Raw genomic sequence first — 16150 nt, forward strand, 5'->3', positions numbered from 1 at the left:
AAAATCACAACGTGCAAAATTACGGAATTTTATGGAATTTTTTTTATTATAAGAGCTATAAAAATTTCATAAAAAAGACTTTCCTTTTCCCAAGGGGAATTTTTTTAACCTTTATTTTTATAGAGGGTTATCTGTAGGGCTTGCTAGTAGGTTTTGGCATAAGCCAATGGATTCTTTCTATATAAAAAAACGGGCTTTAGCCCGTTTCTATTGAATTTATTTTTTGTTTGTATAATATTCCCAAACTGCATTACTAATGTCTGCAATAATTTTTTCTGTGACTGCCATTTCTTCATTGATATTTTTAAGATAGATTGAAAGAATAAAATGCTTTCCGTTAGGTAACTTTACAATTCCTACGTCATTCATTGCTGCTCGCAAATTATTTTCATTTCTACTGGAAATTCCTGTTCGGTGTGCCAGTTCTGTTCCGGCAGGCAGCCCAGCTTTCATCCAGGTCAACCCTCTTGAGGTTTCTACCATGATCTGATATAGATATTTTGTGGTTTCTTTTCTCAAAACCTTTCCATTATAGAATTTCTCTAAAAGTGCTGTTGTTGCTAAAGGAGTTGTAGTGTTCAGATAAAACTTGTCAAAGGAAGACATTTGCTGTTCGTTCACTTTTATAGTAAAATCCTTTATTCCTTGTTGATTAATGAATTTTTGAACAGAGTCTGTTCCTCCAATAATATTGAGCAAAATGTCACAACCATTATTATCACTGTGAGAAACTGTATATCTTAATAACTGATCTAGTGTCAGGTACATATTCCCCTCAGGATATTCTTCTCTGATTGGACTCCATGTTTCGGGTATCAAATCTTCTTTTTTAATGAAAAACTTCTGATTAAGCTTTAATTTTCCTTTATCAACCCTATTTAAGACTGCTAATGCAATATGAAATTTGAAAACACTCATCAGCGGAGTTTCCTTGTTTCCGTTAATGCTAAGCGTGTCTTTATCTTCTATTCCTTTTACAGATATTCCTACGGTGGCGTTTTTTGTTGATGTAATTGTATTGATCTTATTTCTTAAATCTTGTATTGTCTGGCTTTTTACATGAAGACTAAAAAGACAAATTGATATAAAAAGTGAGGCTTTTTTCATCGAAATAGTAAAGTTGTTTGTATGAGTTGTGATGTACTAAAAATGCCGTATTTCCTACGGCATTTTATATTTTAAATTATTTATTGAAGTCCTACATATCCTGGAATTCAATATCCTCGTTACTTACTTTCACAAGATATTCTATACCATCTATAGCTTTGGCAATAATCTGATTTCTTGTAATATTCGCCATGTTTTCCCAGTAAGCTCTTCCATAGAAAGAATAGTTCTGTGGAATGATCTCTACCTCAACGGTTCTTACAAAACCTTCCTTAGGCCTGTTGCTGATCATGGTTCCTCTTCTTACTCTTACTTCTCTTAATTCATCTTTCAGAACCATTCGGCAATAATTTTTAACGTCTTCAAGGGAAATGATTTTATCTCTTGTCGTTAAAGCATATTTATAAGCCTGTATACTGTCTGTACCTTTCTGTTCTTCGGCTCCCCCCAAGGTTTCGGTAAGCAGAACAACGGTCTGTGACTTCAACTGGTTGGAAAGCTCTGTTCCGGGACGCATATGATTGGCCAGCGTACAATGAGTGATCCAGAAAGCAGCGTAGGTATGGTCTGTTTTTTCTACAGGTTCCATAATTACGTAGTTCAGCTCCTGTCTGATGTTTCTTTTGGCATTGTTTACTTTCTGCACCATAGATTTCATCTTGTCGGACATTTCGCTAAGAACACCTTTTACATTATCTCTGTTTAAAAGAGAGAATGCTGCAATTTCGTCTCTTGTCAGCTCCAAAACATTGGCGATCATATCTACCGCATTTCTGTTGGTGAAACGTTCCATTCCTCCTTTTCTTACGGTGTACAATCCTTTTTTAAGATCATCGGCCGGAGTAAATGGTATTTCAGTATATCTTCTTCCATCCCCATCCTGCACCTCATCTACGTATAGGAAATGTTCTCCTTCGTCAGTGACTAAAGGAATATTATTTCCCATAATATCAAGGCTGTATTCTGTTTTTTTCCAACCTCTGTTGTAGACTGGGAAAGCATTCAATACGAATGAGAAGTTATCAAGAATTTCTGCTGAGAACTGTGGTGGAAATTCAAAGGTAAGCCATAGGTAACGCTTGTTATCTAGATATTTTACGATCTCTTCTTTTCCTACAAGGAAATCCAGATTCTGCGGAAGCTGTCCGGGTTCTGAAAACAAACTGCTGGAAAGCCCTGTGATTTCAATAAATTTATGACGATAGATACTTTTAATATCTTCAATAACCTTGTTTCTGATAGATTGTTCCTTGAACATCTGCTCATATCCATCCGGATTGCTTTCTGTAAGATAACTTAATCCTTCTCTTACAAATAAAGGATTCCCGTTACTTGATACGGTAATGTAAGGCAATAATTTATATACAAAATCCAAATGTTCAAAAGCAGGATTGGAACAAAATACACTCATGTATTTAGGAAAGTTCTCACTTGCATATTTACTTACATCAATTCCTACCGTTATCTTTCTGTAATCTTCAGGTCTACCGTTAAATCTAGCAATAGGAATTTTATTAAACCTATCATCAATACTGTAACAGGTATTTCCTACGAACATTACTGAAGTATGAACTTTATTAATTCTTACATTCCCAACAGGAGTGAAAGGAATATTCACTTGTTTATCTGATTCTGATTTTACGGTGGAGGTCATTTGCTTACGGAAGAAAAACTCCGTATGCTCCAATAATACTTCGGTAGACTCATAAGGCTGTGTAAAGGCAACAGCATGAGCAGGAATAGGATGAGTATAAATGGATGGGGTCAACAGTTTTGCCAGTTTCTCTAAAATTCGGGCGTTCACTGTTTGTATTTCATTATTCGCTTTAAAAACTTCTGTACTGAATGCGTCTATCAACAGTTTTACAAACGGATCTAAAGACTGTGGACTCTTCAATCCCCAGACTTTTGTAGCATTCTGTAACATTCTTGCTTTTACAGATTCTTTAGAATAAATATTCTGATCTAAATTCATAATTTCTTTTGCTGTTAAAAATATTAATCAATAGACATCGGGCTCAGGAACAGTTCCGTTGAAAAACTGAAACGCTCTCCTGTTTCCTCCATCTTAGCATTGATGGCAATTCTTACTTTCTTTTTGATTTCGGTGTGTTCTTTGGTATCGTAGCTGTGTTCTACAAATTGTATGTTGGCGTCTATTTGTGGTTGTACAATGCGAGGTTCATATTCCTGAATCTGTCTTCTAAGACTTTTGACAAAAACGTTTTCCCAGATGGCACTTGTTACTCCATTATCAAATTCCAAGTTCCAAACATCGTTTCCATAGTTTTCGTCATATCTGTTTTCGCCTTTTTTAGTGGTGATCAGCAGCATAATATTGTGGGCAATACTTTCCCCCATATCGCAGGTATCGATACTTCCGCCTTCGGTCATTAGAGTAGATGGTACGAAAGGCATTCTGTAATTTGGTGTATCCATAGCTTATTGTTTTTACTTCATGGTTCCGTTTACTTAAAAACGAAATACCAAAATACACATTTTCACTAAATAATTGTCATAATAAATTAAAATATTATTCAAAGATCAGGGCTACCAAACCGAATTGATAGCCCTGAAATCATTATTTATCTTATATTCTTTATTCTACTTTATCCATCAGTATTTTTTCGATTAATAAAATAATATACCGGAAGTCCCAGTAGAACTAATACGAATCCGGGCCAAGTATATTGTTGCTTATATATTAAAAGTAAGATACAGAAACATGTTCCTATAATCAGGTAAATGATCGGAGTTACCGGATATAGCCAAGTTTTGTATGGTCTTTCTAGTGCAGGTTGTTTAATTCTTAAATAAATAACTCCAAAAACAGTAATCATATAGAATAGAACAATTACAAATGAGATCATATCCAGCAGGTTTCCGTATTGGCCGCTTAAACAGAGTAAAGAAGCCCAAACTCCCTGCATCCACAATGCATTTTCCGGAACTTCATTCTTATTGTTTTGTCCTGCAGATTTAAAGAACATTCCATCCTTTGCCATGGTTTGAAAAACCCTTGCTCCTGCTAGAATCAACCCGTTATTACATCCGAAAGTAGAAACCATTACCAATAAAGCAATGATAATTGTTCCTGCACTTCCAAAAATATTCTGTGAGGCTGCGACTGCTACCCTGTCGTTGGCAGCAAATGCAATCCCATCTCTATCTAAAGCATTTAAATAAACAAAGTTCACAGCTATATAAAGGATCATCACGGCAGAAGTACCATAGATCATTGATTTTACAACGTTTCTCTTCGGATTGTCAATTTCTCCGGATACAAACGTTACACTTTCCCAGGCTACAGAACTAAAAACAGATCCTACCATTGCGGCAGCAATACCTCCTAATAAGGTCATTCCTCCAATGGGTTCCCACCCTTCTTTAAGGAAGTTTCCGCTCAGATCCTTTTTAAGATTACTAAAAGCCTCTGTTCCTAGGCTAAAGTTTTCGGATAAATGCGAGAAATCCACCAGTATAAAACCCAATGCAATTAAACCTAATAAAGCTATGATTTTGGATCCCGTGAATATATTCTGAAGAATTTTACCACTTTGTACTCCTCTGGTATTAATATAGGTAAGCAGTAGAATTACGGCTATAGCTAAAATTTGAATCCATGTAATTTTAAATTCCCCACTTTGAAAAATAGGGGTTGCATCATTAAGAGACGGTATCAGATATGCTGTAAATTTCCCAAAAGCCATTGCTACTGCGGCAATAGTCCCGGTCTGTATTACTGTAAAAAGTCCCCAACCGTAAAGAAAGCCCATTCTTCTTCCAAAGATCTCTTTCAGATAGGTATATTGTCCACCAGCCTTTGGAAACAATGCAGAAAGCTCTCCATAGCTTATTGCAGCAGCTACCGTCATTACACCTGTTATGACCCATACCACAATCATCCAATATCCGGAGCCCAGGTTACGCATCATATCAGCACTTACAATAAAGATCCCACTCCCAATCATAGACCCCATTACAAGCATAATGGCGTCCCATAGTTTCAGTTTTTTTTGCATAGTCAAGTATAGGCGTCAAATATAAACAAATCTCCCTTTCATTTTGAATTTTATTAAAAATTTACAGAAGCACCTGTTTATTATTAATTTTTATCGATTTATGATTCGATTTTAATTAGTATTTTTGGAAAAAATATTAACAATGAAATTCAAAGCTATATTATTTGCAGTTGCTGTAAGTGCTTCCAGTCTTGCTTTTGCTCAGGAAACATCTCAAAAGAAATTCTCCCCACCAGCAGGAAACGCCTTAGTAGGTGATACTTATGGAGCAGCTGTTGCTTCCAATACAGAATCTAAGGCCATCACGGTAGAAAAACTTGGGAAAAAGCTTAAAAAAGAGAATAAAAAGCTGGAAAATATTGCCATCAAAGGAAAGGTAACTGATGTATGTGAGAAAAAAGGATGTTGGCTTACCATCCAAACTGAAGATAATTCACAATTTTTCGTAAAAATGAAAGATTATGCATTCTTTGTTCCAACTGCTTTGAAAGGAAAAAATGTAGTATTGGAAGGAAATGCAGAGAGAAAAGTTATTTCTGTGGATGAACAAAAGCATTATGCAGAAGATGGAAAAAAGCCTCAATCTGAAATTGATGCCATTACACAACCTAAAGAAGAAATCAGATTCTTAGCAAGCGGAATTAAAGTCGTAAACTAAGCTTCAGATACTATTAAATATATGCTTATCGCAGATGATGTCGGTAATGCAGATTTAAAAAACAAATTTCGGCAATCCTTTGGATTGCCGAAATTTTTAATCTTCTATTGTAAAATCCACTACTGCATCAAGTTTTGGATATTTATTAGCAGAAACAAACTTCTTTCCCGTACAGTCTACTTCCAGCCAGCCTTTTCTTTTTTTCACATCTCCAGCTTCCATTACAAAAGGTATAAATGAAATTTCATCTTTCCCATCCTCTTTCATCTCTCTGTATTGAACAGCAATGTCCAAAATGCACTCATGCTCTGTATTCAGTTTTACATTTCTGTAAATAATATCATAATGTGTTTCCTTGTTTTCCGGAATTTCAAGATAGGTTTCCCATCCTGTAGTATCAGAATTCAGTTCACTGATAGCTTTTAATGCATAATAAAGAGCAATTGTATAATACTTTCTTGTTCCCTTTCTCGTATAATCATCTACAAAATGTCCACCCTCAAATAATATGGTAGGCATTCCTGCCTTAATAAAATTGTCGCCTGTAGAAGTTGGGTAGAATTCATCAGAATACCTTCCAATCTGATCAGGGATCATCTCCTTAAGATGATTATAAACACTCCCGATTACAGCCATACATTTTTTTCTGTTTTCAGTTACGGTTCGTTCTACGTTTTCAGAAGGAGCCAGAAAAGAAAGGGTAGCCGGATGAATACCATCGGTAGTAAAAATAGTTCTCTGCTCATGGAGATTTAGGGCATAATCATACTTCTTTGAAGATGCCGCATTCTTTAGAAATTTAATCTCCTTACTTGCCTCATTGTGAAAATCTCTGTTCAGATCTATATCGGCAGCATTCAGCCTCGTCCATCTTTCGGATCCGTCAGGGTTTAGCATAAAGATAAAGTCTAATTTGATTTTACTGAATAAATCTTCTTTCATTTCAGGAGCCTTATCAAGACTTGTCAAAAGATCGATCATTGCATGAGTAGCATTGGATTCATTCCCGTGCATTTGTGACCACGCCAGTACCTGAATGTTTCCGGTTCCGATGCTTAACTGATAAATAGGCTTATTTAAATATGATTTTCCGATCTCCTGAATATAATTGCCGAGATTCGTCTGTAAGTATGAAAATAATTTTTCAGGGGAAATATAGCGATTAGAGAAATCGGGGCTTGGAGAATAGATCTGTTCAAAATTCATTGTTGGAAATAATTTACAAGAATCAAATTTAACAATTTTAAGGCAAAAAATAAACATTAACAAATGTAAATAGTATCAAAACTATGTAAACTGCGTGAATTTTACGGTTAAGATTGTAATTTACATAAGTTAAACAAAGCGGTTATCCTTATCAGTATGTTATTAACATGCGTAACATTGCTAAACAGACTGAGCAGACAAGTTGTCTGTTGATAAAAATGTGGATTGCGAATAATTTAATTCAATATATTTAAATAACATAAATTCAATTAGTTATGAAATTTATCTCAATACTATTTGTAAGGATACTTGAAGTGATAAAAAGCCTGTTTTAAGCCAAATGAGCATATTTTTTTTAAACAATAATATTGTGGAGAAACTAGTTATTTACATGATTATACATATGTAAAGCGATGAAAATTTTGAGATTTAGCTATAATTTATTCCAAACTGATGTCTTTCTATTCAATTGTAAAATTTACAAAAAATTAATCTGTTTCAGAAAAGATATTGATCTATAAATATTGATTAGAAGGGTGTTTACAAGAGTAATTTACGTTTGTATACAGTAAAATTCTGTATTTAAATACATGTAAAACCGTTATTTATGTGATATATACCCTCCTATTCTGTTTTATTGCAGATTAAAGATGTAAACAGGGTTATTCAAGAGATTTTAGGGTTAAAAATAGCGTACATTCAGCCAAATTTACATTTATAATCAGTTTTAAAACTCCAAAAAAGACTAATATGGTCATTTGAAATTTAGTAAATCATATGAGTCTAAAATAATAGGTACAATTGTAATTTATTTTTAATTATTTGAATATTAGATACTTATTTACTATTTACAAATGTATTTTAATATTATTTACATTTGTTTACATTTGTGTTTTGCTTTTGTAAATTATATTATTTACATTTGTAAAATAATTAAAGGCTTATTTTATGAGTTTAAACGAAAGAATTTCAAAGGTTATAGAGTATTCTAATTTTACCCCATCTGAATTTGCAGATGAGATTGATGTACAGCGCTCCTCAATTTCGCATATTACGTCCGGAAGAAACAAACCCTCTCTGGAGTTTATCATAAAAATAAAATCTCGTTTCCCAGAACTTCTTTGGGATTGGTTGGTTACAGGTGAAGGTGAAATGCTTAAGCCCGAATTACCAGAAGTAGAGATTTTAGAGGGCCAAATGGAAGAAGATAAGGTAAGGCCTACCCCTCTGCCAGATCTTTTCACCATGATGAATAATGACGACGATTTTGGGGCAGAAGAAACAGAAATAGAACTTCCTCAATCTGGTTCTGGAGAATCTTTTATATTATCCCAAGATAAAGCTTCGGAAAAAATATCCGATTCTCAGCGATTAGGAAATTCGCCTGAAGAAATACTTAGTCAAGTAATTGGAAATCAAACAAATAAAATAAAACGCATCGTTCTGTTCTACGAAAACGGAAAGTTTGAGAGTTTTGAACCCTAAAACAGCAAAAACCCGGTCAAAGAAAATGGCCGGGCTAAAAAATATTTGAAGAAGAAAACTAAAGCTATTTGCTTTATTTGTTTTTTTAAAATTTATGTGAATTCATTATATGATTTTTACTTTCTCTATTTATCAACATAAGCATTTGAACATATTAAGGTATCTATGGCTTTTGATTTTATAAGAATAGTTATCCTCAATCAGGTCTGGAAATTTTTGTTACGTTATAGAAGAGGAATAGTAAGTGAAGATATTTCTCATGAATTAGTTTTTTATAGTTTTATCAAATATAAAAATTTAAAACCAAATCAACAATAAAAATCAAATTATTTTAACAAATAATTAATACTATAAATGAATAGGTTGAAAATCATTAATTCTTAGATTGTTTTAAAGATTGTAAAAACTATAGATTACCCCAAATAAAAAAACCTGCAAATTTTGCAGGTTTTACTCTTTATTTTATAGAAGTTTTATTATTTCTTTCTTCTTTCCAATTCCTTTTTAATCAATCCAAGCTCTCTTCCGGTTTGTCCGGCTACAGAAGTGTTTTCCTGAGCTCTTCTCGTAAGATATGGCACAACATCCTTTACAGGCCCATAAGGAAGATATTTAGCCACATTATAGCCCTTATCAGATAAGTAGAAAGTGATATTATCACTCATCCCGTAAAGCTGTCCAAAATAAATGTGTGGATTTCCGCTTTCCAGAGACTTAGTCTTCATCTTATCCATAATCAATTCTGAAGAGATCTCGTTATGGGTTCCAAAGAATGCAGATACTTTATCCAAATGGTTCATGACAAAGTCAATTCCTGCATTATAATTTTTATCTGAAGCATCTTTGCTAGGCTGTATTGGATCCGGATACCCTTTTTCAGCAGCTCTGGCTCTTTCTTTCTCCATATAAGCGCCACGAACAATCTTATATCCGATAAAATAATTCTTTTCTCTTGCTCTCTGAAGATTGGCTTCCATATATTCCAGTCTTCCTGTTCTGTACATCTGGATAGTATTCCAAACGATAGGCTTTTCCTGGTTATATTTCTCCATCATCTCTTCGCAAAGGTGATCTGCCGCATCCTGCATCCAGGTTTCTTCAGCATCTACCATTACTTTTTTATCATTTTCATGACAAAGACTGCATACTTCATCAAACCTTTTTACTACTCTTTCCCATTCTTCTTTTTGACTTGTAGTAAGTTCAGCTCCTTTTCCAACAGCTTCATAAAGATCAATTCTTCCGAATGCTGTAGGCTTAAATACGATAAAAGGAATTGCCGGATTTCCTACTGAGAATCTTACAATGTCTTTAATTTCTTTGCATACCGCATCAAAGGTTTCCTCATCTTCCTTACCCTCTATGGAATAATCAAAAATACTTCCAACTCCTCTTTTGAAAAGCTGTTTCACAACTTTCATACTTTCCTCACGGGTTTCTCCTCCGCAAAACTGTTCAAATAAGGTCTTTTTTACAATTCCTGTAACGAATGGAAAGTTATTATGTACTGTGAAATTAAGAACAGAGGTTCCTAGGCTTGTAAGAGCGGGCTGTTCAATCATTTTAAACATCCAGTAAGCCTTTCTCAATTGTGCATCTGACTTATCTGCAAACGCAACTTTTGTATCATTAAAAATGGGCATTCCTATTTATTAAATTTAGTTATGCAAAGGTAATAATAACCTCAGTTTATTTAAAGATTTTTTTTACAATTTATGCTCAATCCCATTGAGAAGCATTGCAATGATTCCAACGAAAACCCACAAACGTAATACACTCAGTATAAGAAAGTTATTTCGTCGAGAAGCTTTCAAAAAAAGAAAGACACAAAAAATCATTACAAATAACCCGCCGGCAAAGTAATAAGCCATAAAGCCTTCCACACCGGTTTTGGTAATAATCTTCATAGAAACAGTCATGGTTACAATCAGTAAAGAAATCAGAATAATCTTTGTATTTCTTGCTTTAAAGTAATTGGGAATAGTAGTATAGCCAAAAGTTTTATCTACACTTCTTGTAAGGGTATCCTTTACGATATCAATACATAAAAGGATAAGAAAAAGAAAGACAGCCATCAGAAAAACTTTTTTGGAAAAGGTCTCATAATACACCATCATTCCAAAGAACGGATAAAGGGTAAGGCTGACAAAAGTAAGGTTATTGACTATAAGTACCCGGCTTAATTTATGGCTGTAAAACCACATGAAAAACTGATAAACCACAAAAAAGATAAACACATTATGGGAAATCATCCATGCTACACCTAAGGAAATAGCACTAAGCCCCAAATAGGCATATAAAAAATACTTTTGTTTGATAAAACTCTGTACCCGGGTTCTGAAAGGTTTTACAACGGAATCTTTTTCAAGATCATAAAACTGGTTGATAATTCCACCTGCTAAAATGGTAAGAACGGTACAGAAAATAATGCCGTGCACCTTAAAGTCAAAGACAAAACTCTTGAAAGATTCATCCTGATTGAACAGGAAGAAAGTAGAAACATAAAGGGCAAATGTCAACAAGGCTGCTACAAAAAAGCGCGCGCCAAGCAGAAAGCCCACGAATTGTGAAAATCTATAAGATAGAGATTTCGAAATATAGTTTTTAGATTGGAAAGTTTCTTTTTCAGAATTCATTCCAATCTATTTAAAATCTGTAAATCACTTCTTTTTGGAAGCCTTCAAGCATTTTTTCTGCTTTTTCGTAATCTTGAGTAAAGCCCAGAATATAACCTCCACCCCCGCTTCCGCAGAGTTTTAAGTAGTATGCATTGGAATCCAAACCTTTTTTCCAGATCTTAAAAATACTTTCAGGAATCATGGGACGGAAATGTTCATAAGCCCAATGAGAAAGTTTTTTAAGGTTTCTAAAGAAAGGATTCATATCTTTTTTCAGGAAAGCCTCAATACAAGCATTGTTGTAACGGATAAACTCTTCCTTCAGTGTTTTACGGAATCCTTCGGTCTTCATTTTTTCAAAGAAGATTTGTATCATTGGACCGGTTTCTCCTGTTATTCCAGAATCGATAAGGAAGATCGCTCCTTTTCCTTCTTGTCCTTCAGGAATTGATACTCTGTCCAGATTTTCTTTATTTTCGATGAGAATAGGCAGATTCATGTAACAGATCAGTGGATCCATTCCAGAACTTTTACCATGGAAATAGCTTTCCATTTCACCGAAAATTGCTTTTAATTTTTTTAGATTTTCCTTTGAGATATTTTCAGGATTCAGTTTGCTTACTGAGTATTTTTCGAATATAGCAGCTACCAAAGCTCCTGAGCTTCCTACTCCATATCCCTGAGGAATATTAGAATCGAAGAAAAGTCCGTTTGAAATATCGCTTTTGAGGCTTTCAATATCCAATGTAAAATCATCAGAAAGATCAAGCGTTGTAAGAAAGTCTGAATATTTCTGCAGATGCCTGTTCGAGTTAAGTTCAAATTCAGAACTTAAATCTGAGAATTTCAAAGTTCCTTTATAGAAGCTGTAAGGTACTACAAGCCCCTGGGAATCTTCAATCATTCCATATTCTCCAAACAGAATTATTTTTGCATAAAATAGAGGGTTGGTCATTTTGACAATAAATCTTTTTGCAAAGTTAAAAATTATTCCGCTGAATATAAGCAAAAGCCAGGCCGAATTATCAACTGTTTTGCTTTTATTCTATTCAATTACTATTTAAAAATACAAAAAAAGCTTCATATTTCAATATTTATTTCTTAAAAATATCTAATACGACAAAAAAAAGACGTTAAAAATAACGTCTTTTAATTTTTTATAATGTTTCTCTGTCTTTTCGCATCGTAACTTTCAGGAATCGGATTAATACTAATCCTGCCCCAAAAAACACGGTCATGGATAAAGCCGCAATACGCATGTTATTAAAGTGCTCAATCAATGTTGCAAAGATAAATGTACCAATAATGATCGCTATCTTTTCCAATACATCATAGAAACTGAAATAGGTAGTGTTTTCCATGGAGTTTTCCGGAAGTAACTTTGAGTAAGTAGATCTGGACATAGCCTGAAGACCTCCCATTACCAATCCTACTACTGCAGCCACTCCATAGAATTGATATTCTACTGTAGGGTTTTCTTTATTTAAGAAATAAGCCCATAAACAAGCTACAATCCATAGAAAAATTGCTATTGAGATTACGTTTCTGTTTCCTATCTTTTTGGATAACCTTGAGAAAATAACAGCACCAATAATAGCTTCAATCTGAATCACCAAAAGGGTTCCAATCAATTTATCCTGCGCAAGGTTGATTTCGCTTTTCCCAAATAGGGTTGCCATAAGGAAGATTGTCTGCATTCCTACACTGTAGAAGAAAAAACTGGACAGGAAGAATTTCAGGTTTCTATCCTTGAAAAGCTCTCCACCTACTTTAAACAATTCATGGAAACTTTCTTTCGCAATATCCTTGTAGAAGCTCATGTTATCTTTTAGCACTTCAAAAAAGCCACCTTGTTCTTCATGTTTTTTAAAGATATTCTTGTAATTCAGTAACACAAGATCTTTCGGAAGCTTATCTTTTACATCCCCAAACTGAGGAAGATGCTTGAAAGTGTATTGTGAAAACCCAAACCACCATGCACCGGTCAACAGGAAGCTGATTCTTGTGAATAATAGCTGTTGTGCTGCTCCTTTAGCAAAAACCTGGATCAATATTAGACAAATTACTACTAAAACTACTGATCCTAGGTACCCATAAACATACCCTCTTGCAGAAAGTGCATCCTGCCTATCAGGTGTTGCAATATCCGGAAGAAACGAGTTGTAGAATACTAAACTTCCCCAGAATCCGACACTCGCCGTGATACTGAAAAGAAGCCCCAGAAATACGTTATGCATTCCCGTGAACATAGCCAATCCCATACAAGATGTTGCTCCCAAATAGCAGAAGAACTGTAGGAATGATTTTTTATTACCAATGGTATCCGCCAGGGAAGATAAAAATGGAGACAGCAATACAACAATAAAGAATGATATTGTTAATGAATACCCATATACCGCATCTGGTTGGTATTCATTTCCGAAGATCTTGATCATATGCCTCACCGGGACATCAATCCACTTTTTTGTTTCTGCTACATATTCCTTTTTCTCATACGCTGTGGTAAGGATAGAGTAATAAATAGGGAAAATGGTAGAGGTAATAACCAGGGAATACACGGAGTTTGCCCAGTCATATACAGCCCAAGCCTTCATAATCTTTGGATTATTCTTTATGTTTTTAGGCTGTCGATTCTCAGTTTCAGACATTTCAATTAAATATTAGTAGCACAAAAATAGAAAAACCATTAAGAAATGGGTTATTTTTTAAAAAAATTATACATTTCTTAATGGTAATATATTCTGAAACAGAATATTAGATATTTTCAATCACGATAGCAGAAGCTCCACCACCACCGTTGCAGATAGCTGCGGCACCGTATTTTGCATTATTTTGCTTCAATACGTTGATTAATGTAACAATGATTCTTGAACCTGAACTTCCTAGTGGATGTCCTAATGCTACAGCTCCTCCGTTTACATTAACTTTAGAAGCGTCTAATTTAAGGATTTGGTTGTTTGCCAATCCTACTACAGAGAAAGCTTCATTAAACTCAAAGAAATCGATATCTGATACTTCCAAACCTGCTTTTTTAAGAGCGATAGGCAATGCCTTAGCTGGTGCAGTTGTAAAGTTTTCAGGCTCTTGTGCTGCATCAGCATAAGAAACGATTTTTGCTAATGGCTTAAGGCCTAGTTCTTCCATTTTTTCCTTAGAAACAAGAATTAATGCAGAAGCTCCATCATTTAATGTAGAAGCATTAGCTGCAGTTACTGTTCCTCCTTCTTTTTTGAAAACAGTAGGAAGTGTTGTAATTCTGTCAAAGTTTACCGCTTTGTATTCTTCGTCTTCAGCAAAAATTACAGGCTCTCCTTTTCTTTGAGGAATAGAAACAGGAACAATTTCTTCGTTGAATTTACCTTCGCTCCAAGATTTTGCAGCTCTTTTATAAGATTCTATAGCAAAATTATCCTGATCTTCTCTTGTGATGCTGTAATCCTCTGCGCATTTCTCTGCGCATACACCCATATGTACTTTGTTATAAACGTCTGTAAGACCGTCCAGTACCATACCATCCAACATTTTGATATCGCCTAGTTTTGTAGCAACTCTTGCATTATAATAATGAGGAACTAAAGACATATTTTCCATACCTCCTGCAACAATTACTTCTGCATCACCAGCCTTGATAGCCTGTGCTGCCATTGTTACAGCCTTCATTCCTGAAGCACAAACTTTATTTACGGTAGTAGAAGGTGTATTGATTGAAAGACCTGCTCCTAAAGCAACCTGACGAGCTGGCGCCTGTCCTTCACCTGCCTGCAAAACATTCCCCATATAAATTTCCTGAACATTAGCAGGATCTAAACCGATTTTATCTAATGCTCCTTTCACGGCAGTAGCTCCTAGTTTTGTAGCTGGAACTGTTGACAAACTTCCCATAAAACTCCCCATAGGTGTTCTTACTGCGGAAACAATGAATACTTCTTTCATGTATATAATTTTTATTTTTAGCTAAAATGAAACTACTGCTCCATTTTAATAATTAAATTTATTTTACTTTTATGTAAACTGCGTTAAATTCAGATTTTTCAATCTTAATATTGACTTTAAGAAGATTATCCTGTGTGGCAACCACTTGGTTATTAAAAACATCTCCTATCTGAACCGGATCATTTTTATCAGTTTTTTCCATTACAATTGCTTTATAGTTGCAATCATCTACAAAAACCAATGTTGATTTTATATAATCTTTACCATTGTTTAAATATTCGGTTTGAACATTATCCTTAATGGTCATATACCAAATGCTTTCCGGATAATTAGCCCGTAAAAATTTACCCTCCTTTATATTGGAACATTTAACAGGGTTATCTGGCTTTTTCTGCTCAGTTTTCTGAGATTTGGCTTGTGTTCCTGCCAAGAGTAAAATCCCAACTGAAAATACTTTAAAAAGGTTCATACTTATATTTGTGTTCGTTGATTTACTTTTTTACTATTTCCGGCTAAAACCATCATAAAAGCCCCTAAAAATTCTACAGCCCAACCCCACTTTAGTTTAACAACTCCTGCAAAGGTCTCTCTCCAGGATTTAAAGGGTAAAAAGCTGAAGTATTCTAAAGACTGCATTTTGACAGCTACCAAGGTGAATGCAAATAAAACAATAAGCAGAATACCAAAAAACCTTACGATTTTTGCACTGTTATTTACAATTCCAAAAACGGCACATGCGGCAAAGATCCAACATGCAATAGCCAAATAATGATCGAGCTTCCAATAGTTCCAGTTACCTATGATAGGAACATGCACCAAAGGCAAAAAACTCCCTACCACTACTAATAACAATCCTAATAATTGAATATTTTTCATATTTACTAAAGTGCCAAAATACAAAAAAAAACACATTTTTAAATCATCTGTTTCTAAACATACATTTCACTTCCCTAACAATCATTAGTTATAACAAAACATGTTTAGATTTAAAAATTTAACAATAATAAATGTATTTTATTAAATAATTAAAAAATAAGATTTATTGATACGATAATTTTTAAATCACTTTTTATGCTTATCAGAAGTTAAACTTAATTATGGAATGGTTTTCAAATAAAAAA

The 16150-nt window shown here is 34.3% G+C and carries 14 protein-coding genes; 2 read left to right on the plus strand and 12 right to left on the minus strand.

The window, feature by feature from the left end; translation table 11 throughout:
* Positions 1–216: 216 nt before the first annotated feature.
* The 4 genes from bla to C1638_RS01295 all read right to left on the minus strand — a co-directional run bounded on the left by bla (position 217) and on the right by C1638_RS01295 (position 5129).
* Positions 217–1107, minus strand: coding sequence for a class A beta-lactamase, subclass A2 (gene bla, locus C1638_RS01280; RefSeq protein WP_109617483.1), 891 nt, complete (start codon positions 1105–1107; stop codon positions 217–219).
* Positions 1108–1198: 91 nt separating this feature from the next.
* On the minus strand, positions 1199–3082 hold the full coding sequence (locus C1638_RS01285; protein ID WP_109617484.1) for a type VI secretion system baseplate subunit TssF: 1884 nt from the start codon (positions 3080–3082) through the stop codon (positions 1199–1201).
* A gap of 23 nt (positions 3083–3105) precedes the next feature.
* Positions 3106–3546 carry a GPW/gp25 family protein gene (locus tag C1638_RS01290; protein ID WP_045497241.1) on the minus strand — a complete coding sequence of 147 codons (441 nt, stop codon included), beginning with the start codon at positions 3544–3546 and terminating at the stop codon, positions 3106–3108.
* Positions 3547–3716: 170 nt separating this feature from the next.
* Positions 3717–5129 (minus strand): APC family permease, encoded by a 1413-nt coding sequence (locus C1638_RS01295; protein WP_109617487.1) that lies wholly within the window; start codon positions 5127–5129, stop codon positions 3717–3719.
* A 142-nt stretch (positions 5130–5271) separates the two neighbouring features.
* Between C1638_RS01295 and C1638_RS01300 the strand changes: the two genes are divergently transcribed.
* A complete protein-coding gene (locus tag C1638_RS01300) occupies positions 5272–5787 on the plus strand; it encodes a DUF4920 domain-containing protein (RefSeq protein ID WP_109617489.1) in 516 nt (171 codons plus the stop codon).
* Positions 5788–5883: 96 nt separating this feature from the next.
* Here C1638_RS01300 and C1638_RS01305 read toward each other — a convergent pair whose 3' ends face one another.
* Complete coding sequence (locus tag C1638_RS01305) at positions 5884–6993, minus strand: M14 family zinc carboxypeptidase (RefSeq protein ID WP_109619021.1); 1110 nt, start codon at positions 6991–6993, stop codon at positions 5884–5886.
* 948 nt (positions 6994–7941) lie between these two features.
* On the opposite strand from C1638_RS01305, the gene C1638_RS01310 reads away from it, so the two are divergent.
* Positions 7942–8478, plus strand: coding sequence for a helix-turn-helix domain-containing protein (locus C1638_RS01310; RefSeq protein ID WP_109617491.1), 537 nt, complete (start codon positions 7942–7944; stop codon positions 8476–8478).
* Between the two features lie 476 nt (positions 8479–8954).
* On the opposite strand, the gene C1638_RS01315 is transcribed toward C1638_RS01310, so the two are convergent.
* The 7 genes from C1638_RS01315 to C1638_RS01345 form a co-directional block, all read right to left on the minus strand.
* Positions 8955–10121 (minus strand): proline dehydrogenase family protein, encoded by a 1167-nt coding sequence (locus C1638_RS01315; RefSeq protein ID WP_109617492.1) that lies wholly within the window; start codon positions 10119–10121, stop codon positions 8955–8957.
* Positions 10122–10184: 63 nt separating this feature from the next.
* Positions 10185–11114, minus strand: coding sequence for a UbiA family prenyltransferase (locus C1638_RS01320; protein WP_109617495.1), 930 nt, complete (start codon positions 11112–11114; stop codon positions 10185–10187).
* A 10-nt stretch (positions 11115–11124) separates the two neighbouring features.
* Positions 11125–12051 (minus strand): mevalonate kinase family protein, encoded by a 927-nt coding sequence (locus C1638_RS01325; protein ID WP_109617497.1) that lies wholly within the window; start codon positions 12049–12051, stop codon positions 11125–11127.
* Between the two features lie 202 nt (positions 12052–12253).
* A complete protein-coding gene (locus C1638_RS01330; RefSeq protein WP_109617499.1) occupies positions 12254–13744 on the minus strand; it encodes an MFS transporter in 1491 nt (496 codons plus the stop codon).
* Between the two features lie 106 nt (positions 13745–13850).
* Entirely contained in the window at positions 13851–15029 is a 1179-nt protein-coding gene (locus C1638_RS01335; protein ID WP_109617502.1) for an acetyl-CoA C-acyltransferase, read from the minus strand.
* A gap of 58 nt (positions 15030–15087) precedes the next feature.
* Positions 15088–15498 carry a hypothetical protein gene (locus C1638_RS01340; RefSeq protein ID WP_109617504.1) on the minus strand — a complete coding sequence of 137 codons (411 nt, stop codon included), beginning with the start codon at positions 15496–15498 and terminating at the stop codon, positions 15088–15090.
* Positions 15499–15500: 2 nt separating this feature from the next.
* Positions 15501–15905, minus strand: a complete 405-nt coding sequence (locus C1638_RS01345) for a hypothetical protein (protein WP_109617505.1) — start codon at positions 15903–15905, stop codon at positions 15501–15503.
* Between the last annotated feature and the right edge of the window lie 245 nt (positions 15906–16150).

The sequence above is a fragment of the Chryseobacterium oncorhynchi genome (assembly GCF_002899895.1).
Lineage (GTDB): Bacteria > Bacteroidota > Bacteroidia > Flavobacteriales > Weeksellaceae > Chryseobacterium > Chryseobacterium oncorhynchi.